Source organism: Polaromonas sp., from assembly GCF_030680935.1.
In the GTDB taxonomy this organism is placed as follows: Bacteria; Pseudomonadota; Gammaproteobacteria; order Burkholderiales; family Burkholderiaceae_C; genus Polaromonas.
The window spans coordinates 1-20767 of the sequence record NZ_JAUXUP010000002.1 but is presented as its reverse complement, the minus strand read 5'-3'; the positions used below and the strand labels follow the sequence as shown (position 1 = coordinate 20767).

General features: G+C 60.8%; 19 protein-coding genes and 2 tRNA genes. 6 read left to right on the top strand and 15 right to left on the bottom strand.

Translation table 11 applies throughout. The annotated features are described in order from the left end of the window. Positions 1-16: 16 nt before the first annotated feature. The 7 genes from Q8L50_RS00260 to Q8L50_RS00230 all read right to left on the bottom strand — a co-directional run bounded on the left by Q8L50_RS00260 (position 17) and on the right by Q8L50_RS00230 (position 6857). The gene (locus tag Q8L50_RS00260; protein WP_305346637.1) at positions 17-766 is read right to left on the bottom strand and encodes an ABC transporter ATP-binding protein; all 750 of its coding nucleotides are present in this window, start codon (positions 764-766) and stop codon (positions 17-19) included. Further along, the gene (locus tag Q8L50_RS00255; protein WP_305346636.1) at positions 763-1782 is read right to left on the bottom strand and encodes a branched-chain amino acid ABC transporter permease; all 1020 of its coding nucleotides are present in this window, start codon (positions 1780-1782) and stop codon (positions 763-765) included. Before Q8L50_RS00255 ends, Q8L50_RS00260 begins: the two co-directional genes overlap by 4 nt. Next, complete coding sequence (locus tag Q8L50_RS00250) at positions 1779-2642, bottom strand: branched-chain amino acid ABC transporter permease (protein ID WP_305346635.1); 864 nt, start codon at positions 2640-2642, stop codon at positions 1779-1781. Before Q8L50_RS00250 ends, Q8L50_RS00255 begins: the two co-directional genes overlap by 4 nt. 9 nt (positions 2643-2651) lie before the next feature. Then, a complete protein-coding gene (locus tag Q8L50_RS00245) occupies positions 2652-3278 on the bottom strand; it encodes a LysE family translocator (RefSeq protein ID WP_305346634.1) in 627 nt (208 codons plus the stop codon). A gap of 80 nt (positions 3279-3358) precedes the next feature. Further along, positions 3359-4558: an ABC transporter substrate-binding protein gene (locus tag Q8L50_RS00240; RefSeq protein ID WP_305346633.1), complete on the bottom strand. Its 1200-nt coding sequence runs from the start codon at positions 4556-4558 to the stop codon at positions 3359-3361. Between the two features lie 140 nt (positions 4559-4698). Further along, complete coding sequence (locus Q8L50_RS00235; protein WP_305346632.1) at positions 4699-6285, bottom strand: benzoate-CoA ligase family protein; 1587 nt, start codon at positions 6283-6285, stop codon at positions 4699-4701. 80 nt (positions 6286-6365) lie between these two features. Then, on the bottom strand, positions 6366-6857 hold the full coding sequence (locus tag Q8L50_RS00230; protein WP_305346631.1) for a flavodoxin domain-containing protein: 492 nt from the start codon (positions 6855-6857) through the stop codon (positions 6366-6368). A gap of 101 nt (positions 6858-6958) precedes the next feature. Here Q8L50_RS00230 and Q8L50_RS00225 point away from each other — a divergent pair, with 101 nt between their 5' ends. From Q8L50_RS00225 to boxB, 3 genes are all read left to right on the top strand, one after another. Next, positions 6959-7927: a helix-turn-helix transcriptional regulator gene (locus tag Q8L50_RS00225; protein WP_305346630.1), complete on the top strand. Its 969-nt coding sequence runs from the start codon at positions 6959-6961 to the stop codon at positions 7925-7927. Between the two features lie 32 nt (positions 7928-7959). Continuing rightward, positions 7960-9654 (top strand): 2,3-epoxybenzoyl-CoA dihydrolase, encoded by a 1695-nt coding sequence (gene boxC / locus Q8L50_RS00220; RefSeq protein ID WP_370869702.1) that lies wholly within the window; start codon positions 7960-7962, stop codon positions 9652-9654. Positions 9655-9753: 99 nt separating this feature from the next. Continuing rightward, positions 9754-11178, top strand: a complete 1425-nt coding sequence (gene boxB, locus Q8L50_RS00215; protein ID WP_305346628.1) for a benzoyl-CoA 2,3-epoxidase subunit BoxB — start codon at positions 9754-9756, stop codon at positions 11176-11178. 67 nt (positions 11179-11245) lie between these two features. On the opposite strand, the gene Q8L50_RS00210 is transcribed toward boxB, so the two are convergent. Next, positions 11246-11322 (bottom strand) — tRNA-Arg (locus Q8L50_RS00210). Positions 11323-11395: 73 nt separating this feature from the next. After that, positions 11396-11472 (bottom strand) — tRNA-Pro (locus Q8L50_RS00205). Positions 11473-11632: 160 nt separating this feature from the next. Here Q8L50_RS00205 and Q8L50_RS00200 point away from each other — a divergent pair. Beyond that, positions 11633-12313: a hypothetical protein gene (locus Q8L50_RS00200; RefSeq protein ID WP_305346627.1), complete on the top strand. Its 681-nt coding sequence runs from the start codon at positions 11633-11635 to the stop codon at positions 12311-12313. 110 nt (positions 12314-12423) lie between these two features. Here the strand turns inward: Q8L50_RS00200 and Q8L50_RS00195 are convergent, their stop codons facing one another. The 6 genes from Q8L50_RS00195 to Q8L50_RS00170 all read right to left on the bottom strand — a co-directional run bounded on the left by Q8L50_RS00195 (position 12424) and on the right by Q8L50_RS00170 (position 18537). Beyond that, positions 12424-13683, bottom strand: coding sequence for an acyl-CoA dehydrogenase family protein (locus Q8L50_RS00195; RefSeq protein WP_305346626.1), 1260 nt, complete (start codon positions 13681-13683; stop codon positions 12424-12426). A gap of 118 nt (positions 13684-13801) precedes the next feature. Next, on the bottom strand, positions 13802-14899 hold the full coding sequence (locus Q8L50_RS00190) for a phosphotransferase family protein (protein ID WP_305346625.1): 1098 nt from the start codon (positions 14897-14899) through the stop codon (positions 13802-13804). Positions 14900-14903: 4 nt separating this feature from the next. Beyond that, positions 14904-15629 (bottom strand): Crp/Fnr family transcriptional regulator, encoded by a 726-nt coding sequence (locus tag Q8L50_RS00185; protein ID WP_305346624.1) that lies wholly within the window; start codon positions 15627-15629, stop codon positions 14904-14906. A gap of 107 nt (positions 15630-15736) precedes the next feature. Further along, entirely contained in the window at positions 15737-16516 is a 780-nt protein-coding gene (locus Q8L50_RS00180; RefSeq protein ID WP_305346623.1) for an oxepin-CoA hydrolase, alternative type, read from the bottom strand. Position 16517: 1 nt separating this feature from the next. Further along, positions 16518-18038, bottom strand: coding sequence for a 3-hydroxyacyl-CoA dehydrogenase (locus Q8L50_RS00175; RefSeq protein WP_305346622.1), 1521 nt, complete (start codon positions 18036-18038; stop codon positions 16518-16520). 103 nt (positions 18039-18141) lie between these two features. Then, a complete protein-coding gene (locus Q8L50_RS00170) occupies positions 18142-18537 on the bottom strand; it encodes a hypothetical protein (RefSeq protein WP_305346621.1) in 396 nt (131 codons plus the stop codon). 138 nt (positions 18538-18675) lie between these two features. Here Q8L50_RS00170 and Q8L50_RS00165 point away from each other — a divergent pair, with 138 nt between their 5' ends. Both Q8L50_RS00165 and Q8L50_RS00160 read left to right on the top strand, forming a co-directional pair. Then, the gene (locus Q8L50_RS00165; RefSeq protein ID WP_305346620.1) at positions 18676-19464 is read left to right on the top strand and encodes a FimV family protein; all 789 of its coding nucleotides are present in this window, start codon (positions 18676-18678) and stop codon (positions 19462-19464) included. Between the two features lie 51 nt (positions 19465-19515). Further along, positions 19516-20739, top strand: a complete 1224-nt coding sequence (locus Q8L50_RS00160) for an ISL3 family transposase (protein ID WP_305346619.1) — start codon at positions 19516-19518, stop codon at positions 20737-20739. The last annotated feature ends 28 nt before the right edge of the window (positions 20740-20767 follow it).

Here is a 20767-nt window from a genome sequence, read left to right as displayed (position 1 = left end):
TGGGAAAGGGAGCAGGTCAGTGTTCTTCCCCCAGATAAGCGGCCTGCACGCCGGCGTCAGCGCGAATCTCGGCCGGTGTGCCACTGGCAATCACCTGCCCGTTGACCATGACGGTCAGCCGGTCGGCCAGCGCAAAGACGGCGTCCATGTCGTGCTCCACCAGCAGGATTCCGTGCTCGGCCTTGAGTGTGAGCAGCAGGGCCACCATGCGTTCGGCCTCGGCCACACCCATGCCGGCCAATGGTTCGTCGAGCAGCAACACCTGCGGCCCGGTCGCCAGCGTCATGGCGATCTCAAGCTGGCGCTGCTCGCCGTGGCTGATGGTGCCGGCAATGGCGCTCTTCCGGTGTTCAAGGCCAGAAAGCTCAATGGCCCTTTCTGCGTTTGTATTGACAGCTATGAAATCAGTAGCAGGGCTAAACCAGCGCGCTGCATGCGGCTGGCGCGACTGGGCCGCAAGGCGCACGTTGTCCCAGACGCTGAAGGGCAGGAAGATGTTGGTTTTCTGGTAACTGCGGCCCAGGCCCTGGCGCGAGATTTTCTCGGGGCTCCAGCCTGTTATATCTGTGTCGCCGAGTTGCACCGAGCCGGATGTGGGCAGCAAATCTCCAGACAGCAGGTTGGTCAAGGTGGATTTGCCAGCGCCGTTGGGGCCGATCACCGCGTGGATCTGCCGGCGCTGCAAATTGATGGACACATCGTTCACAGCGGCCAGACCGCCGAAACGTTTGGTCAGGTTTTTCGCCGAGAGCAGGACCTCACTCATCGCCGGCACCTTTTTTTTCTGCCAAAACGTTCGACCAGCCCCAGAATGCCGCGCGGCGCAAATGTCACCAGCAGCACAATAAAAAGACCCATCCACAGCTGCCAGTGTTTGCCCAGGTTGACGCTACCGACCTGCGGCAAGTCCTTGAACACATGCAGCAGGTACTCAAATGCAAAGGCACCGACGATGGCGCCGGCAAAGTTGCCCATGCCGCCCAGGATCACCATCATGATGCCGTGCGCGCTCATGTGAAAACCCATCAATTCCGGGTTGATGTACCCGGTTTGTGTACCCCACAGATACCCGGCCAGACCGGCCAGTGCACCGGCCAGCGTGAAAGCGCTCAGTTTGTAGCGGAAGGTGCCAAAGCCCATGGCGCGCATGCGATGCTCGTTGACACGGATGCCGGCCAGTGCGCGGCCAAACGGACTCCACAGCAGACGGCGCAGAAAGGCGTAGACCAGCAGCAGGACCGCCAGCGTGAAGTAGTACAGGGTGCGTTTGTTCTCCAGATCCCACCACGAGAAAGGCACCCAGCCGAACAGCGCTACGTCGGGCTTGAAGTTGATGTACAGCCCGTCAGAGCCACCCAGCACCTTGTTGTCAAAAAACAGGAAAAACACCATCTGTGCAAACGCCATCGTCACCATGATGAAATAAATGCCGTGGGTGCGCACCACAAAAAAACCGATGATCAGCGCCGCCAGGCCCGAGGCCAGTACTGCCAGCGGCAGGGTCCACCACAGGCTGACCGCTTCGCCCTGTGGCGTCAGAAAGGCCAGCGCATAACCAGCCAGGCCAAAGTAGGCCGCATGGCCGAGCGACACCAGGCCGGTGACACCCTGCAACAGGTCAAGACTCATGGCAAAAATCGCCATGATCATCATGCGCGTGACCATTTGCACGTAAAAATCGGTGCCTGTGAACGGAAAGGCGACAAGGGCAATCAGACCGAGCGCCAGCGCCACCTGCACGCCGCGCGGCAGGACTTCGAGGTTGGCTTTCATCGTGCTCATTGCTTGAACAGCCCTTCAGGCTTCCAGAGAAGCACTGCTGCCATCAGCATGTACACCAGCATGCCGGCCACCTGCGGCAGCAGCACCTTGCCGAAGGTATCCACCAGACCGACCAGCAGCGCGGCAATCATGGCGCCGCGCACCGAGCCGATGCCCCCGATCACCACGACCACAAAACACATGATCAGCACTTGCGATCCCATGTTGGGATAGACGCTTGCGACAGGCGCGGCAATCATGCCGGCTACTGCGGCCAGGGTGACACCGAGCGCAAAAACCACCGCATGGATCAGCTTGATGTTGATGCCCAGCGCGCCGGCCATCTCGCGGTTGAAGGCACCGGCACGGATTTTCATGCCAAGGCGGGTTTTGGAGATCAGCAGATACAGACCCAGCGCCAGCGCAATACACACGCCCGACATGAAGAGACGGTAGACCGGGTAAGACAGGTTCTCGGTCAGCGGAATCGAAGCGCCGAGCAGCTCGGGAATCGGCACGCCGTGCACGTCGTCGCCCCAGAGGATGGAGCGCAGTTCTTCAAAGATGTAGATCAGGCCAAAGGTCAACAAGACCTGGTCGAGGTGGTCGCGGTGGTAGAAGTGGCGAAACAGCAGCCACTCCAGCGCCAGCCCGAAAATGGCCGATAACGCTGCGCCCCCAAGGATGGCCAGCGTGAGGCTGCCGAAATACGCACTGAGCGACCAGGCCAGGTAGGCGCCCAGCATGTAAAAGCTGCCGTGTGCGAGGTTGACCACGCCCATGATGCCGAAGATCAGCGTCAGGCCGGCGGCCAGCATGAACAGCAGCAGGCCGTACTGCACACTGTTGAGCAGCTGGATGAGGAAGTTGGCGAGATCCATGGGGTGCGGTCAGGCTTGCCGGCGTGTCAGCAGCAAGAGGCCGCCCATCAAGGCAAACAGCCCGCCAGAAACGCGGTTGAACCAGCGTACAGCTCGGCTGGAACGCAGCAGCGGAGCCAGGCGCGACACACCCAGTGCGCAGGCGTTCAGCACGCTCAACTCAAACGCCATGAAAGTCAGGGCCAGGATGGCGAACTGCGGCACAAACGGTGCAGCGGGATTCAGAAACTGGGGGAAAAACGCGGCAAAAAACAGCACGGCTTTCGGGTTGCTGGCGCCGACCAGAAAACCCCGTAGAAAAAACGAACGGCGAGGTATTTCAGTCATGCCTTCATCAGAGCGCAGCACTGCTGCATCACTACGGAATGTCTTGATACCCAGATAAATCAGGTAGGTCGCTCCGACCACCTTGGCCACCGTGAACGCAGTTTCAGACGCCGCCAGCAGCGCGCCCAGGCCAAGCGCTGACAGCAGCATCACGCCCAACACCGCGCTGACACTGCCAGCCGCAGAAGTCATGGCTTTTCGCGCGCCATGGTTCAGCGAGGTCGTCATGCACATCAGCATGGTCGGACCGGGTGTGAGGATCAGCAGCGCCACTGCCGCAAGGTAGAGAAAGTAGGTGGTGAGGGTCATGGTGGGAAGTGAAGGCGTTGCTGCGAAACAAGGCAAAAAAAATGGGAGGCCCGAAACCTCCCATTTTGAAGCGAAGAAAATCAGCCCATCTTGCAGCCGGCGCCAGAGTCGGCCAGCGCTTTGGCGGCCACGCCAATGACTTTGTTTTCCTTGTTTTCGACCACACGCAGGTAGATGTCCTGCACCGGGTTGTGCGACTTGCTCATGGTCCACTTGCCGCGCGGGCTGTCGATCACGGCAGACTCCAGTGCTTTGTACAGCGCCGGTTTGCTGTTGAAGTCGCCCTTGACCGCCTTGGCGCCCTGGGCCAGCAGCAGGCCGGTGTCGTAACCCTGCACCGCGTACACATCGGGCTGGCTGCGGAAGGCGGTGGCGTAGGCCAGGCGGAACGCCTTGTTGCGAGGCGTGTCGAGCGAGTCGCTGTAATGCATGGTGGTCACGATGCCATCGGCTGCAGGGCCGGCAGCGTCGAGCACGCCTTCGGTCAGAAAACCAGAGCCATACAGTGGAATTTTGTCCTTGAGGCCCGCAGCGGCATAGTCGCGGATGAACTTGGCTGCACCGCCACCAGCGAAGAAGCAGGCAACAGCGTCGGGCTTGAGGGCGGCGATTTCGGTCAGAAGCGCCTGGAATTCGACTTGTGGGAAAGGCAGGCCCAGTTCTTTGATGATCGTGCCGCCGGCCGCGGTGTAGCTTTCCTTGAAGCCCTCAAAAGCCTCGTCTCCAGCTGCGTACTTCCAGGTGATCCAGACGGCTTTTTTGTGGCCCTTGGCAACCATGGCCTGGCCCAGCGCGCGCGTCGGTTGCGAGTTGCTGAAGGACGTGCGGAACACGTTGGGTGCACACAGCCCGCGTGTGGCGGCATGCACGCCGGCGTTGGGGATCAGGCTGAGAACGCCGGAGTCGCGGGCAACTTTCTGGATGCCCATCTGCACGCCGGAGTGAACGGTGCCAACCAGTACATCCACCTTGTCGCGCTGCACCAGCTTGTTGGCGTTTTCAATTCCTTTGGACGGATCGGACTCGTCGTCCACCTTGAAGTATTCAATCTCGCGGCCACCAAGTTTGCCACCTTGCTGGTCGATGGCCAGGCGAAAACCGTTTTCAATCGCCACGCCCAATTGGGCGAATGTGCCGGTATAGGGCAGCATGAAACCCACGCGCACCTTGCCCGATTGCGCCCGCACCATTTGGGGGAGCAGCAGGCCGGATGAGGCCGCACCAATAACGGCCGCACTTTGGCTCAGGATCAGGCGGCGTGAAGGAAGGCGTGATGTCATGGATAACTCCTAGTTGAAAACGTCAAGGGATGCGTGCGCTGGTACAAATGGTAAGGGCCAGCGGGTGAAATGACCCTAGTGAAAAACCCGAGATTGAAGATTAAATTGTTTACATCTAAAGCAATTACCCTGCCAGCTTTTTAGCTCGCGGCGCCCTGGCGCAATTTGAAGCGCTGGATTTTGCCGGTCGCGGTTTTGGGCAGTTCGTCCACAAACTCGATCCAGCGCGGGTATTTGTAGGGTGCCAGTTGTTGCTTGACGTGTGCCTGGAGGTCTGCTGCCGAGGCCGACTGCCCCGTTTTGAGGACGACGTAGGCTTTGGGCTTGACCAGTTGGTCGGCGTCGGCCAAACCGATCACCGCCACTTCGAGCACCGCGGGATGCGTCATCAGGCAGGCTTCCACTTCAAACGGCGAGACGTAGATGCCCCCTACCTTGAGCATGTCGTCGCTGCGACCGCTGTAGGTGTAGTAGCCGTCGGCATCGACGGTGTATTTGTCGCCGCTGCGCGTCCAGTCGCCGGCAAAGGTGGCTTTGGTTTTTGCGCGGTTGTTCCAGTACATCAGGGCCGAGCTGGGGCCTGCAATCTGCAACTCACCGACTTCGCCGACGCCGCATTCCTGGCCGGCATCGCCCACAATACGCAGGGCATAACCGGGCACCGCCTTGCCCGTCGTGCCGTATCGCACTTCACCGGGCCGGTTGCTCAGGAAGATATGCAGCATTTCGGTCGAGCCGATGCCGTCCAGAATCTCGCAGCCATATTCGGCTGTCCATTTGCGGCCTATCTCTGCCGGCAGGGCCTCCCCGGCGCTCGTGCAGACCCGCAGGCTGAGTTTTGCCGCCGGGGGACGGGCAGGGTCGGCCAGCAGGGCCGCGTACAAAGTGGGTACGCCGTAGAAGATGGTGGGCTGGTGTTTTTCAAGAATGCCGAAAACAGCAGCAGGTGTGGGCCGAGCCGGCAGCAGGATGGTGGTGGCGCCCACACTCATCGGAAAAGTCAACCCGTTGCCCAGGCCATAGGCAAAAAACAGTTTGGCGGCTGAGTACACCAGGTCCGACTCCTTGATTCCCAGTACAGCGCGCCCGTACAACTCTGCGGTCTGAATCAGGTGGCTGTGCAGATGCACCGTGCCCTTGGGTGTACCGGTCGAGCCGCTGGAGTACAGCCAGAAGCAGGCGTCGTCCGCACAGGTGGGCGCTACGATTTTGGTAGCTGCTTGCGCACGTACCATATGGGCCAGCACCATATTTGATGTTGAATCCTCGGTGGTGCCAGCCAGAATCACGGTGCGCAGGCCGGCTATCTGGCCAATCAGCGGCTGAAATGCAGGTAGCAGGGCATCTGACACGATCAGGCCCTGGGCCCGGGAGTCGCGCAGCATGAAGTCAAAGTCCGGCGTGGTCAGCAGTGTGTTGGCCGCCACCGGTACCACGCCCGCCAGAATGCAACCCAGAAAAGCCACCGGCCATTCAACCGTGTCCAGCATCGCCAGCAGCACGCGGCTCTCGGGTGCAAAACCTTGCGCCCGCAGTGCATTGGCAAAACGATGCGATTGGTCGCTCAGTTCACCATAAGTCAGCGTAACGCCGCTGGCGGCGTCGATGAATGCAACTTTGCCGCTGCGGCTGGCATTGCGCTCAAGCAGGTCGTGGGCGGCGTTGTACGCGCGCGGAATGTCCACCCGGGGTGGGCTGACACTGTGGTCGGCGCTGCTCAGTTTCATTGGGGTCTCCGGATGCTCTCTTTTTATAGCTGCTTGCGCCCGCAGGGCTTGAGATGGAGGCTTGTTTTGTCGTTAAAAATTCAGGTGGTGGTCTCGGTGTGGTCGGTGCTGGCCAGAACCGTGGTCAGCCACTGCCGGCACCACTCGGCGCCCTCGGTCTCGGGCAGGGTGCCACTGCTGGCGTCGTGGCACCAGACTTCACCGATACGCTGTGCCCCCAGGCCTTGCAGGCGTTCGTCAAATTTTTTGCCGCCAAAGCAGAAGGTTTGCAGGTAGGTGCGATCGCCCAGCGCAATCACGCCGTAACGCACATGGCCCAGAAACCGGGGTTCGCTGTCCAGCGAGTCGTACAACATACGGGCGTTGTCAGGCACATCGCCCTGGCCGTATGTGGAGCTGCATATGAGATATATTGCATCTTCTTCTGGCGCAGCATCAAAGGTGCTGATGGACAGGCCGTCCATCAGCTGCACCTCGATCTCCGGGACCAGATCGGCGCAATCCATCTGAATGGCTTGAGCCACATAGTCGGCGGTGCTGGTCATGGTACCCACCAGGATTTTGAGCTTCATCAAGGGTCTCCGTGAAAAAAGATGCAATAAACTGCTTGACAATCGAATGAAGTGAAGTATAGTGCAATATTGATCCAGCGCAAACTTTTTTCAAATATTCGATGCCCTACGTAGAAACCATGACCGAACTGGCCAGCAATGTCACGCTCAGCGAGCTTGGCGCCCGTGTACGGGCCTGGCGTGCGCGGCGCGGCATGACACGCAAAGCACTGGCAAGTGATTCGGGCCTGAGTGAGCGTTTTCTGGCGGATGTTGAAAGCGGCAAGGGCAATGTGTCCATCAACTCGCTCGAAGCTGCCGCCCGCGCGCTGAATATTTCCATTCTGGAATTGCTGCAGGATGCGCCCCGGCCCGCGCTGGCGCGCGTGCAAAGCCTGCTCGGACGGCTGGACGACACCCAGCTGGATCAGGCTTACGGGCTGCTGGGCAGCACCTTCGGCCTGGGCGATGCACAGGGCCGCGAGCGGCGCATTGCGCTGATAGGGCTGCGCGGCGCTGGCAAATCTACCCTGGGACTGAAGCTGGCTGGCGCGCGCGGCGTGCCTTTTGTCGAGCTGGACCGTGAGATTGAGCGCGAAGCCGGTACCAGCATGAATGAAATTTTGCTGTTGCACGGACAGGCTGGTTATCGACGCTACGAGCGCCGGGCGCTGTTTCGCATTGCCGAAGAGCATGTTTCTGGCGTGGTGATGACCACGGGCGGCAGCATTGTCAGCGAGCGGGAAACCTTTGACCTGCTCCAAAGCCGCTTTTACTGCGTCTGGCTCAAGGCCAGCCCGGAAGAGCACATGGCAAGGGTGGTGGCGCAGGGTGATATGCGGCCCTTCGACAGCACACGCGGCGCCACACAAGAGGCCATGGAAGACCTGCGCCGCATTCTGGCCAGCCGCGAAAGCCTGTACGCACGCGCAGACGCGGTGGTGGACACCTCGGCCCGCACGCTCAAGCAAAGCCTCAAAGACATGGAACGTGCTGTTCCACCCACTACTGTTCGGGCTGAGCCTGTCGAAGCCCCTAGCTCCGATCATCCTGCGCTTGTCGAAGGGCAAGCGCAGGGCGAACGGACCTGAATGAAATTAACGGAGACCGCCCCATGAACGCCATGACCGAACCGCTGTTGTTCAAACAGATGATTGAAGGCCAGGAGCGCGAGCTCGTGAGCTTTGCCACCCACCCCAGCAAATACCAGCACTGGACGCTTTCCGTCGAGGGTGACGTTGCGCGCCTGAAGCTCGACATCAATGAAGACGGCGGCATCAAGCCCGGCTACAAGCTCAAGCTCAACAGCTACGACCTGGGCGTGGACATCGAGCTGCATGATGCGATTAACCGCATCCGTTTCGAGCATCCATCCGTCAAGGTAGTGGTGTTCGAGTCTGGCAAGGAAAAAATCTGGTGCTCGGGCGCCAACATCTACATGCTGGGCCTGTCCACCCACGGCTGGAAGGTCAACTTCTGCAAGTTCACCAACGAAACCCGCAACGGCCTGGAAGACTCTTCACGCCATGACGGCCTCAAGGCGATTGCGGCTGTGACCGGCGCCTGTGCCGGCGGTGGCTACGAGCTGGCCCTGGCCTGCGACCGCATCGTCATGGTCGATGACCGCTCCAGCACCGTGAGCCTGCCTGAAGTGCCGCTGCTCGGCGTGTTGCCAGGCACCGGCGGCCTGACCCGCGTGACCGACAAGCGCAAGGTGCGCCGCGACCTGGCCGACATCTTCTGCACCACCAGCGAAGGCGTGCGAGCCGACCGCGCGAAAGACTGGAAACTGATCGATGCGTTTGCCAAGCCGCAGCAGTTCGGCGTCTTGCTTGCTACTGAAATAGAAGCACTGCGCGCACAGTCCACAAGGGCTGCAGGCTCAAAAGGCATTGAGCTGACGGCGCTGAAGGTGTTAATTGACGATGCCGGTTACCACTACAGCGTGGTGGACGCCCTGGTGGACAGGGCCACACGTATCGCCACCCTTACCATCAAGGCTCCGGCCGCTGCGATCGAGTCCACACCTGAAGCCATTGAAGCCGCAGGTGCCAACTGGTACCCGCTCAAGCTGCAGCGCGAACTCGACGACGCCATCCTGAACCTGCGCACCAACGAACTCGAAGTCGGCACCTGGGTGATCAAAACGACTGGTGACGCCGGTCAGGTGATTCGCATGGACGAGGTGCTGGCCAAACTGAAGGACCACTGGCTGGTCAGGGAAACCACGGGCGCGCTGCGCCGCACGCTGGCCCGCATCGACGTGACCAGCCGCTCGCTGATTGCGCTGGTCGATGCCGGCTCGTGTTTTGCAGGCACGTTTTACGAACTGGCACTGGCCTGCGACCGCATTTACATGCTGGACCTGCCCGACTCTCCCGATGCCGCGCCCGCGCTGCAGTTGAGTCCGGCCAACTTCGGCTGGTTCCCGGCGGTGAACGGCCTGACCCGCCTGCAGACGCGTTTCTACGAAGACGCAGCCACCATCAACCAGCTTGAAAAATTGGGCGACAGCAAGCTGCGCGCCGATCAGGCGCTGGAATTGGGGTTGGTTACTCTGACCCCCGACGACATCGACTGGATGGATGAGATCCGCATCATGCTGGAAGAGCGCGCTTCGATGTCGCCCGACGCCATGACAGGCATGGAAGCCTCGCTGCGCTTCCCCGGCAAGGAGACCATGGAAACGCGTGTTTTCGGCCGCCTCAGCGCCTGGCAGAACTGGATATTCATTCGCCCGAATGCGGTCGGTGAAGACGGCGCCTTGAAACTCTTCGGCACCGGCAAAAAAGCCAAGTTTGACTGGAAAAGAATCTAATTTTTTAGACCGTTCGCACTGAGCCTGTCGAAGTGCTGGTGCGAATGACGAGGGGCTTGGCCCAGCTCAGCCCGAACGGATATTTTTAAGGAAATCATCATGTCTACCATCGACCTGCAGGCCCTGATCCCCAACAATGTCAACCTCGCCGAGAACCGCCAGTTGCAGCGCGCGCTCGAGCACTGGCAACCGGCCTTCATGAGCTGGTGGGACGAGATGGGCCCCAGCGACTTCAACGCGAAAGAGGTCTACCTGCGCACCGCCGTCGGCGTGGACGCGTCCGGCTGGGCCAGCTACGGCTATACACCCATGCCGGACTACCGCTGGGGCATTTTTCTGGCGGACAAGGAAGAAAACCGCAAGATCGGTTTTGGCGACCACATGGGCCAGGACGTCTGGCAGGAAGTGCCGGGCGAGTACCGCAGCGCCTTCCGCCGCCTGATCGTGACCCAGGGTGACACCGAGCCGGCCTCTGTCGAGCAGCAACGCCTGCTGGGCCACACCGCACCTTCACTGTACGACTTGCGCAACCTGTTTCAGGTCAATGTCGAAGAAGGGCGCCACCTCTGGGCCATGGTTTACCTGCTGCACGCCCACTTTGGCCGCGACGGCCGCGAAGAGGCGGAAGAGCTGCTGACGCGCCACAGTGGCGACGCCGACAAGCCGCGCATCCTGGGCACCTTCAACGAGCCCATGGACAACTGGCTGAGTTTCTTCATGTTCACCTACTTCACCGACCGCGACGGCAAGTTCCAGCTCAAGTCTTTTGCCGAAAGCGCATTCGACCCGCTGGCGCGCACCACGCGTTTCATGCTGACCGAGGAAGCGCATCACATGTTTGTCGGCGAGACCGGCATAGGCCGCGTCATCAAGCGCACGCTGGAAGTGATGAAGGAACTGGACACCGACAACGTCGATACCCTGCGCAAGGCCGGCGTGATCGACCTGCCGACCATCCAGAAATTCATGAACTTCTGGTTCACCTCCTCGCTGGACCTGTTCGGCTCGGAAGCCTCGTCCAACGCCGCCAACTATTTCAGCAACGGCATCAAGGGCCGACCGGATGAAGCCAAGTTCGCCGACCACGTCGAACTCGAAAGCGAAATGACCATCCAGGTACCCGACGGCAAGGGTGGTTTGAAAAATGAAACGATTTCAACGCGCAACGGCATGAACGAGATCACGCGCCTCGAATACGTGAAGGATTGCAATGTCGGCGTCACGCGCTGGAACATGGCGATCAAACGCGCCGGTGTGGACTTTGAGCTGAGCCTGCCGAACACGCGTTTCCGCCGCAGCGTTGGCGCCTGGGCCGGCGTGCACACCGACCCGCAAGGCAATCCGCTCAGCGAAGCTGAGTTCACCGCCCGGAAAGACGACTGGCTGCCTAACGACGCCGACAAGACCTACATCCACAGCCTGATGCACCGCGTGACCGAGCCCGGCAAGATGGCTGGCTGGATCGCACCGCCGGATCGTGGCATCAATGCCAACGCGGTGGAATACGAATACGTGAAGCTCTGATCAAGGCCTGGCCACAGGGCCCCGGCACAACCCCGAATGCAGTTTTTGCTTCGGGGTTTTTTCATTCTGGTCTGCCCGGAGGGGATCGAACCCCCGACCCTCAGCTTAGAAGGCTGATGCTCTATCCAACTGAGCTACGGGCAGAAAAGCGGATACGGAGAATGTAAACGCAGATGCGAAAAAAGCCCACTGAAGTGAGCTTTTTTGGATGATTCGATGGTCGGAGTACAAGGATTCGAACCTTGGACCCCCTGGTCCCAAACCAGGTGCGCTACCAGACTGCGCCACACTCCGCCAAGTCCAAGATTATAGCCTGAAGCCAGGCGGCTTGTTGGACTCGGGGACCGGTGGCAGCAAATTTCGCGCAGTGGCCAGCTGGCCAGCGTAGGCTGAAAGCATGAATCCGGCCTTTGGAACTATGATGTTTGAAGGACCGTAAAGAAATGCCCGAATCATGTTTGAGCGCCTGAAGAAAGTCTTTGTGTCGAGTGCCGCGCCCCGTGAGGTGGTGCGCGCCGACGCGGTGTCCGAGTGGGCTGGCACCCATGGCTTCAGTTACTCCGGTCCGGAAAAAGGCCAGGGTCTGGTGCTCAGCGGGAAAATTCGCGGCAAACCCTGGAAACTCGAAAGCGGCGCCGCATCGCGCGACTACATCCGTGGTGAAGAGCTGCGTGCCCGGGCCGAGTTGGGTATTGATGGCGACATGTCGGTGCTGATCATGAGTCGGCCGCTCAAGGAAACGCTGGAAAAGCGGGCCTATGCGATTTACACCGACACGCTGCAAACCACCGCCGATCCCAGTCTGCCAGAAGAAATGCGATGGCTGGCGATGTATGAAGAATTCGGCTGGAGCAGTCTGGTGCCGGATTTCTGGGAGCGCTACACCGTGCTGGCCGATCAACGCGACCACGCGCTCGCCTGGATCGACGGCAACCTGGCAGAGCTGCTCCTGCACTGGCCGCAACCGGGCGTGGACGCGCAGACGCCGTTTATCCTCATGCTGCTGCGCGGCAAGTGTTACCTGCGCATGCAGTACAACGCGGGGGACATCGCCAGCTTGCAGCATGCTGCGGTGATTTTCACCAGCGCCTGCGAGGCCGCTCTCGCCAGTGCGAAGCCCGATATTTCCCTATGATCAGCGCCGCTGCACGGCAGCAGGTTGCCGCCGGCGCCTTGCCATAAAAAATGGCGCCAGCCCTTGAGGGGCAGGCGCCAGCAGCTATAAAACTTATAGCGTCTTGAGACTCAACTGCCGCGCGTGATCGGCATCTCTATCTCGCCCGGCATGGCCAGGTGTTTGGCCAGCTCCAGCTTGGCGAGCGAGGCGCGGTGCACCTCGTCCGGGCCGTCGGCCAGGCGCAAGGTGCGCTGGTGCGCATAAGCATAGGCCAGCGGGAAGTCGTCGGAGACACCGCCGCCGCCGTGCGCCTGGATCGCCCAGTCGATGATCTGACAGGCCATGTTGGGGGCCACCACCTTGATCATCGCGATCTCGGCCTTGGCCACCTTGTTGCCGACCGTGTCCATCATGTAGGCGGCTTTCAAGGTCAGCAGTCTGGCCTGGTCAATCATGCAGCGTGCGTCGGCAATGCGTTCGTGCCAGACCGACTGGCGCGCCACCGGCTTGCCGAAAGCCACGCGGGTGTTCAGGCGCTTGCACATCAGTTCGAGCGCGCGTTCGGCAATGCCGATGCTGCGCATGCAGTGGTGGATGCGTCCGGGGCCAAGGCGGCCCTGGGCAATTTCGAAACCCCGGCCTTCCCCCAACAGCATGTTGCCCACCGGCACCCGCACATTGGTCAGGCGCACTTCCATGTGGCCGTGCGGCGCGTCGTCGTAGCCGAACACGCTGAGCGGGCGAATCACCTCTATGCCCGGCGTGTTGGCCGGCACCAGAATCATGGATTGCTGCTCATGGCGGCCCGCGTCGGGGTTGGTCTTGCCCATGACGATGTAGATCGCGCAGCGCGGATCGCCGGCGCCGGACGACCACCATTTCAGGCCGTTGAGCACGTAGTCGTCGCCGTCGCGTTCGATGCGGCACTGGATGTTGGTGGCATCCGACGAAGCCACTTCGGGCTCGGTCATCAGGAAGGCTGAGCGAATCTCGCCTTTGAGCAGCGGTTCCAGCCAGCGGTCCTTGTTGGCCTCCGAGCCATAACGCGCAATGGTTTCCATGTTGCCGGTGTCAGGTGCCGAGCAGTTGAAAATTTCGGGCGCAAAAGGTACACGTCCCATGATCTCGCACAGCGGTGCGTATTCCAGATTGGACAGCCCCTCGGGTGCGCGTGGCGAGTGCGGCAGGAACAAATTCCACAAGCCGGCGGCGCGGGCCTTGGGCTTGAGCTCTTCAATGATGGTCGTCGGAATCCAGGCATTGCCCTTGGCGCGGTTCTCGGCAATTTCGCGGAAGAAACGCGCCTCGTTCGGGTACACATGCTGGTCCATGAAGGCCAGCAGGCGGGCCTGCATGTCCTGGACTTTGGGGGTGTAGTTGAAATCCATTGTTATCTCCTGGGTAAACGATTTTGTTAGTCGGGCAAGCAATTTTCCGCAGGGCCGCCCCAAGGAAAATTAGCCCCCTCGGGGGGCAGCGCCGTAAGCGAAGCGACAAGCGTGGGGGTCATGTATCAGATTGGCTTTTTTGAGCAAAGTCCCATGCCATGCGCGCGAGCTGCGGCGCGCCCTTGGCGGACGCGACGGCTTGGGCGCTGGCGGCGGTACCGGCTTCAACCCGCTTGGCGATGCCCTGCAAAATCGCGGCCAGGCGGAACAGGTTGTAGGCGAGGTAAAAATTCCAGTCGGCCTTGATCAGTTCCGGGCTGGCAAAACCGGTGCGCGCGCAGTACAGACGGATGTACTCGGCCTCACTGGGGATGCCCAGGCTGGCAACGTCCAGGCCGCCGATCCCGCGAAAGGCGCCGGGGGGGATGTGCCAGGCCATGCAGTGGTAGCTGAAGTCGGCCAGCGGATGGCCCAGCGTGGACAGCTCCCAGTCGAGTACCGCCAGCACGCGCGGTTCGGTCGGGTGGAACATCAGGTTGTCGAGGCGGAAGTCGCCATGCACGATGGAGACCATGCCTTCGTCACGCGCGCTGGCCGGTATGTTGGCCGGCAGCCAGGCCATCAGCTGGTCCATCTCGGGGATGGGCTGCGAGAAGGAGGCGGTGTACTGCTTGCTCCAGCGTCCGATCTGGCGCTCGAAGTAGTTGCCGGGTTTGCCGTAGTCGGCCAAACCGCGCTCGGCAAACTTCACCTTGTGCAGCGCGGCGATCACGCGGTTCATCTCGGTATAAATTTCGGCGCGCTGGGCATTCGTCATGCCGGGCAGGGCCTGGTCCCAGAGCACGCGGCCTTCGACAAACTCCATCACATAGAAGGCGCGTCCAATCACGCTTTCGTCTTCGCACAGGCAGTACATTTTGGCCACTGGCACATCGGTGCCCTGCAGGCCGCTCATGACCTTGAACTCGCGCTCGACCGCATGCGCTGATGGCAACAGTTTGGCCACTGGCCCCGGCTTGGCGCGCATCACATAGGCGCGGGACGGCGTGATCAGCTTGTAGGTTGGATTCGACTGGCCGCCTTTGAAGATTTCGGCTCTCAGCGGGCCCTGGAAACCCGGCAAGTGGCTTTCTAGGTAGGCGGTCAGCGCATCCATGTCAACTGCGTGCTGGCCCGACACCTCGCGGGTGCCCAGGAAGTGGTCAAAGTTGCTCATCTGCTCATTTTTCCAGGTCGGCTTCGGAAATACGCATCAGCGCTTCGCGGTTGCGCACCACCAGGCCACCCGGCTCTATGCGGATGGTATCTTCGCGCTCCATCGCCTTGAGCTCCTGGTTCACCCGCTGGCGCGAGGCACCCAGCAACTGGGCCAGTTCCTCTTGAGCCAGCTGCAAACCGATGCGCACTTCGCGCCCGTCGCTGAGGCTGCTCACACCGTAGCTGCGCACCAGGTGCAGCAACTGCTTGGCCAGCCGGGCGCGCAGGGGCAGGGTGTTGAGGTCTTCCACCAGACCGTACAACTGGCGGATGCGGCGCGCATGCAGGCGCAGCATGGCTTCGTACAGCTCCACATGCATCGCCAGGATTTTTTTGAAATCTGCCTTGGCCACGCACAGGATGGTGGTTTCGCCATGCGCATACGCGTCGTGTGTGCGCCGGTCGCCGTCGAAAATCGCCACATCGCCGAACCAGATGCCGGGTTCTACATAGGTCAGCGTGATCTGTTTGCCCGAGATCGATGTTGAACTCACACGCACCGCACCTTTCGCGCACGCAATCCACTGCTCTGGCGGGTCGCCGCGGGCGCAGATCAGCTGGCCATCCTTGAAACGTTGGACGAAAGCGCATCGAAGTATGTCGTGCCTGAGTGAGGGTGATAGGGATGAAAACCAGCGGCCACCATTGATGGCCTCTCTTTCGTCTATCGTAAGAATGGGATCGTCCATGGCCTGTCTTTTGAGTGACTCACAAGGCCTCTATTGTCGCGCCAGAGACGGCGCTGCTGGCGCCCACCTGTCGCCTCGGTGTCCGTGCAGGCCTCGTGGGCAGATGTTCAGGTGTACCGGGGCGTGCGCTTGTCCAGGAAGGCCGAGATGCCTTCGCCTCCATTGGGGTGGTGCAGGTTGCGTACGAAGTGCGCGCGCTCTGCGTCCATCTGCTGTCCCAGGGTGCTGCCCGCAGCATCGTTGATGAGCTCCTTGATACTGGCCAGTGCGTTGGGCGCGCGGACATTGAGCTTGTCTGCCAGTTTGAGTGCTTCGCTCAGCGCATCACCGGGAGTTACACAACGATTGACCAGCCCGAGCCCCTGCAGACGCTGCGCACCGATACGCTCCCCGAACATCAGCAACTCGCTGACCAGCGCGCGCGGCAGGGCGCGGGCCAGGACCCAGCTGCCACCACCGTCGGGCGACAGGGCCACACTGCTGTAGGCCATCACAAAGACGGCGTTGTCCGCCGCCACCACAAAGTCGCAGGCCAGCGCGAGCGAAAAGCCGGCGCCGGCCGCCGCGCCTTCCACAGCGGCGATGACCGGTTTGGGGAAGGTGCGTATCGAATCGATCCAGCTGTGCAGGCCGTTGATGCTTTGGGTCTGAACGTCCTGCGGCTGCTCGCGGTTGGTCAGCAGGCGCTGCAGATTGCCGCCCGCGCAGAAGGTACAGCCTTCGCCGGTGATCACCACGCTGCGGATCTCGGGGTTGTTTTCGGCAGCGTTGAGGGCCTCGACACCAGCGGCGTAAATCTCCGGGCTAAGGGCATTGCGGAAATCGGGATTGCTCAGGGTCAGCACCAGGGTGGCGCCGTCGCTGGTGCTTTTAAGTGCGCCTGCCATGTCAGGACTCCTCATGCATCAGGCTCAGGCCGATGGCGCCGCGTCGGCGCAGCCTCGGGGAAGGGCGGTAACGCGGGTCGCCGTACACCGTCTGCATGTTGAACAGCACCTCAAGAATGTTGGTCGGGCCATACCGGTCGCCCATGACCAACGGACCCAGCGGGTAGCCGAGTCCGAGCGTCACGGCAGTTTCAAGATCCTTTGGCGTGCAGATGCCTTGCTGGCAGATGTCACTGGCGATGTTGACGATGGTGGCGACCACGCGTTGGGTCACGAAGCCGCCGCTGTCGCGGATGACGCTGACGGCCTTGCCATCGCGTGCAAACAGGGCATGCGCTGCATCACGCATGTCGCTGCGCGTGGCGGGGTTGGTGGCCAGCACACGGCGTTTGGTCGCAGCATCGTCGATCAGCATGTCGATGCCAATGGTGCGTGCCGGGTCCAGACGCTCGACCACGGCGACGGTGGTGATGTCAAAGCCCAGGGGCGCCACCAGTACCAGCGCGTTCATGGACGGCGAGGCGCCGGATTCGATACTGGCGCCCAGGTTCTTCAGCAACTGCAGCAATTCCGATCGGCGCGCGGCGCGCGGCGAGACCCAGACCGGTGGCATCTCGGTGACGCTCGGGGCCGGTGGCTCAGGTGTCACCTCCATCGCCCCATCCTTGTAGCGATAAAACCCTTCGCCGGTTTTGCGGCCGAGCAGGCCACCGGCCAGGCGCTGTGCGGTGATGGCGCTGGGACGGTAGCGCGGCTCGTCATAGTACTGCTGGTACACCGACTCCATGACAGGGTGAGAGACATCGAGCGCGGTCAGGTCCATCAGTTCGAAGGGACCGAGCTTGAAACCGGCCTGGTCCTTGAGGATGCGGTCTATGGTGGCGAAGTCAGCAATGCCCTCGCTGACGATACGCAGGGCTTCCGTGCCGTAGCCGCGCCCGGCGTGGTTGACGATAAAGCCTGGCGTGTCCTGGGCTTGCACCGGGGTGTGGCCCATTTGGCGCGCATAGCTCGCGAGCGACTCGCAGGTTGCCGCTTCGGTCTTCAGGCCGGCAATCACCTCCACCACCTTCATCAGCGGAACCGGGTTGAAAAAATGGTAGCCGGCAAAACGGCCGGGGTGCTGCATGCCAGCGGCGATGGCCGTGACAGACAGGGAGGACGTGTTGGTCGCGAGTACCGTTTGCCCGGAAACAACAGTCTCCAGCGACAAAAACAGTGATTTCTTCACATCCAAACGCTCTACAACGGCTTCTACCACCAGGTCGCAATCGGCCAGGTCCTCAAGTGCAGCGACCGGCTGGAGACCGGCCTTGTGCCTCGCTGCGGTAGCCTCGTCGAGTCGCCCTTTCTCCACCAGCTTGTCCCATTGGGTGGCCAGCGCGCTGATGGCCTTGGCGGCGGCTCCTGGCTGGGCGTCATACAGCTTGACGATACTACCGGCCTGTGCGGCGATTTGGGCGATGCCCCGGCCCATGGCGCCGGTGCCTACGAGCCCGACTGTTCGGTAAATTGGATTCATGGGAAAGTATTATCCCGCAGGGCGAGAGGGCGGTTTCTGCCCGTCCGATGCCGGGCTGATGGGTTTGCGTGGGTGGCTTGGTGGAGGTAGACTGCCTTGTCAGTTATTTCCGACAATCAATGGAGGCGGTGTCCTGCTGAAAAAAGTGGTGCCGGGGGGTGGCGGTTGGCAAGGTGCCACGTCCTTGCTTGTCGGCTATGCCAGAATCCATCAAGTGACTAAATTTTTGCAGTTGATCGAAAATCGGTGCCTCTTGGCAGGCGGCCTGTTGCTGTCTTTTGCGGCGGCTTCTTTTGGCGCGACCCTTGGTCCCAATCTTCGCTCTGCCGTGCTCGGGCAACCGCTTGATCTGTCCATGCAATTGATGCTCGCTACAGGCGAGGATCCCTCCGCCCTTTGTCTCGACGCTGACGTTTTTTACGTTGACAAACCACTGGACAAATCGCTGGTCCAGTTGAGCGCTGAAAAATCCGGCACAACGCAGGATCGCCTGGTTCATGTGCGCTCTGCCGTGCCAGTTGAGGGCCCGGTTGTGACGGTGCACATGCGGGCCGGCTGTGTACAAAAAAGCACCCGGCGCTATGTGGTGCTTGCTGTCGCGCCTTCCAGGGCAAACGTCCTGGCCGCAGACAAAACGTTGACCGCCCCTGTTGGCGCCAGCGCAGGGGCTGGCGAAGGCGCCGCCTCCAGCGACGCGAAGGTTCGTGCGCTGGAAGTTGAGCTGCGGCAGATGCGTGAGGAGATCCTCAAAAATCAGGCCTTGCTGGCCGAAAAGGAAGGACGTCTCGAGAAAGTTGAGCATGACCGATATGGCAAGGCGCTGGTGTATGGTCTTGCGGTACTGCTTGCTGCTGCGGTGATCGGTCTGTTTTATCACTCCTACCGGCGCTCCATTGCCCCTGCTACCTCAACCGGCGGAACGCTGAAGACCGGGTTTGGCCCACCCACCGGGTTTGAACCGCCCACGGGCTTCGGGCCCCCGACCGGCTTCGGCATGCACCCCGAGCGGGCTGCGGAGGCGCCCATTGCCGGAGGCGGGGCGCGCAAGGCCACCGTCGTCAATGAGTCGCTGTTTGATGGATTGAAACGCGCCTCCCGACACCCGCCTCCCGAATCCATTCCGCCTCTGGCAGCGCGGGATCGTCCCCGTTTTTCTGTCAGCGTGCCGTTTGTACAGCGCACGGTCAAAGTTCCGGAATTGTTCGACCTGCAGCAACAGGTCGACTTTTTCGTCTCACTCGGGAAGCAGGAGCAGGCCATCTCCCTGCTGCGCAGGCACCTGGTGGACAACGTGAAAACAAGTGCGCTGGTGTATCTGGACTTGCTCAACCTCTATCACCAGAGCGGCGATGAGGCGAATTTTGAAGACCTGCGCGACGATTTCAACCGTGTCTTCAAGATGGGTTCTTCATCAATTCCACTGTGATTTTTCATTCAGTGTTGGAGAATCCGGTATTTCAAAATTTCTGAACTGAACATGAAAGACACCACGCTGTACGAGCAACTTCTTGGACTGAAGACACCCTGGTCGGTCAAGAAGGTAGACCTTTCGCTGGCAGACCAGCGCGTGGTCGTCGAAGTTGTTTTGAAGAAAGGGCAAGTGTGGGCAGACCCAACGGACCCAACCAAGAGAGCACATGTCAATGGCTGGAGTGAACGCCAGTGGCGCCACTTGGACACCTGCCAGTTCGAAACCATCATCAAAGCCCGAGTGCCCCAACTCAAATACAGCGACGGCACTGTCGAAGAGCTGACGGTGCCGTGGGCCGAGCGCTACAGCCGGGTCACCACATTGATGGCCGGCTTTGTCATCAAACTGCTTGAGGCCTGCCCCACCACCCAGGCCGTATGCACGCTCACACGACTGTCCTGGAGCACGGTCAATGCCATCATGGTCAGCGCCGTGGAGCGAGGCATGCTGCGCCGTACCGAGGAAGAGATCGCCTACCTTGGTATTGATGAGAAGAGTTCCGAGAAGGGCCACACCTACGCCAGCATCCTGACCGACATTGACCGCTCGCGGGTGTTGGACCTGGTGCCTCAGAGAAAACTTGAAGCGGCCGTGGGTTTGCTGGAGACGCTCACGCCTGCGCAACGCGCGTCGGTCAAGGCGGTGGCCATGGACATGTGGCCTGCGTACATGAGTGCAACCAGGCAATGCATGCCGCAGGCAGACATCGTGCATGACAAGTTTCATGTCTCCAAGTACCTTGGAGAGGCAGTCGATGCGGTGAGAAAGCAGGAGCACCGCAGGCTGTCCCAGGCTGGCACGTCGCCTCTGAAGGGCAGCAAATGGGCATGGCTGAAGAAGTACCCCGATGGCCGCAGCGCTGAAGCGGTCTCGTTTCGCGCTTTGAATCAGCTCAATCTGAAAACCAGCAGAGCCTGGTGCATCAAGGAGAACTTTACCCAGTTCTGGAGCTACAGCTACAAGGGTGCTGCCAAGCGCTTCTTCAAAGCCTGGTCGAACAACGCGATGCGCAGCAAGTTGGAACCGGTCAAAAAGGTCGTCAAGATGCTCAGGCGCCACGAGGAGGGACTGCTCAACTTCAGCCAACACAGAATCAGCAACGCCTGTGCCGAGGGCTTCAACAGCGCCATCCAACTCATCAAGGCCAATGCCCGTGGGTTCCGTAATTTCACCAACTACCGGGCAAGAATTTTGTTTCATTGTGGCAAGTTGAATTTGGCGATGGCCTAGAAATTCACAGTGAATTCAACGAAGCTCC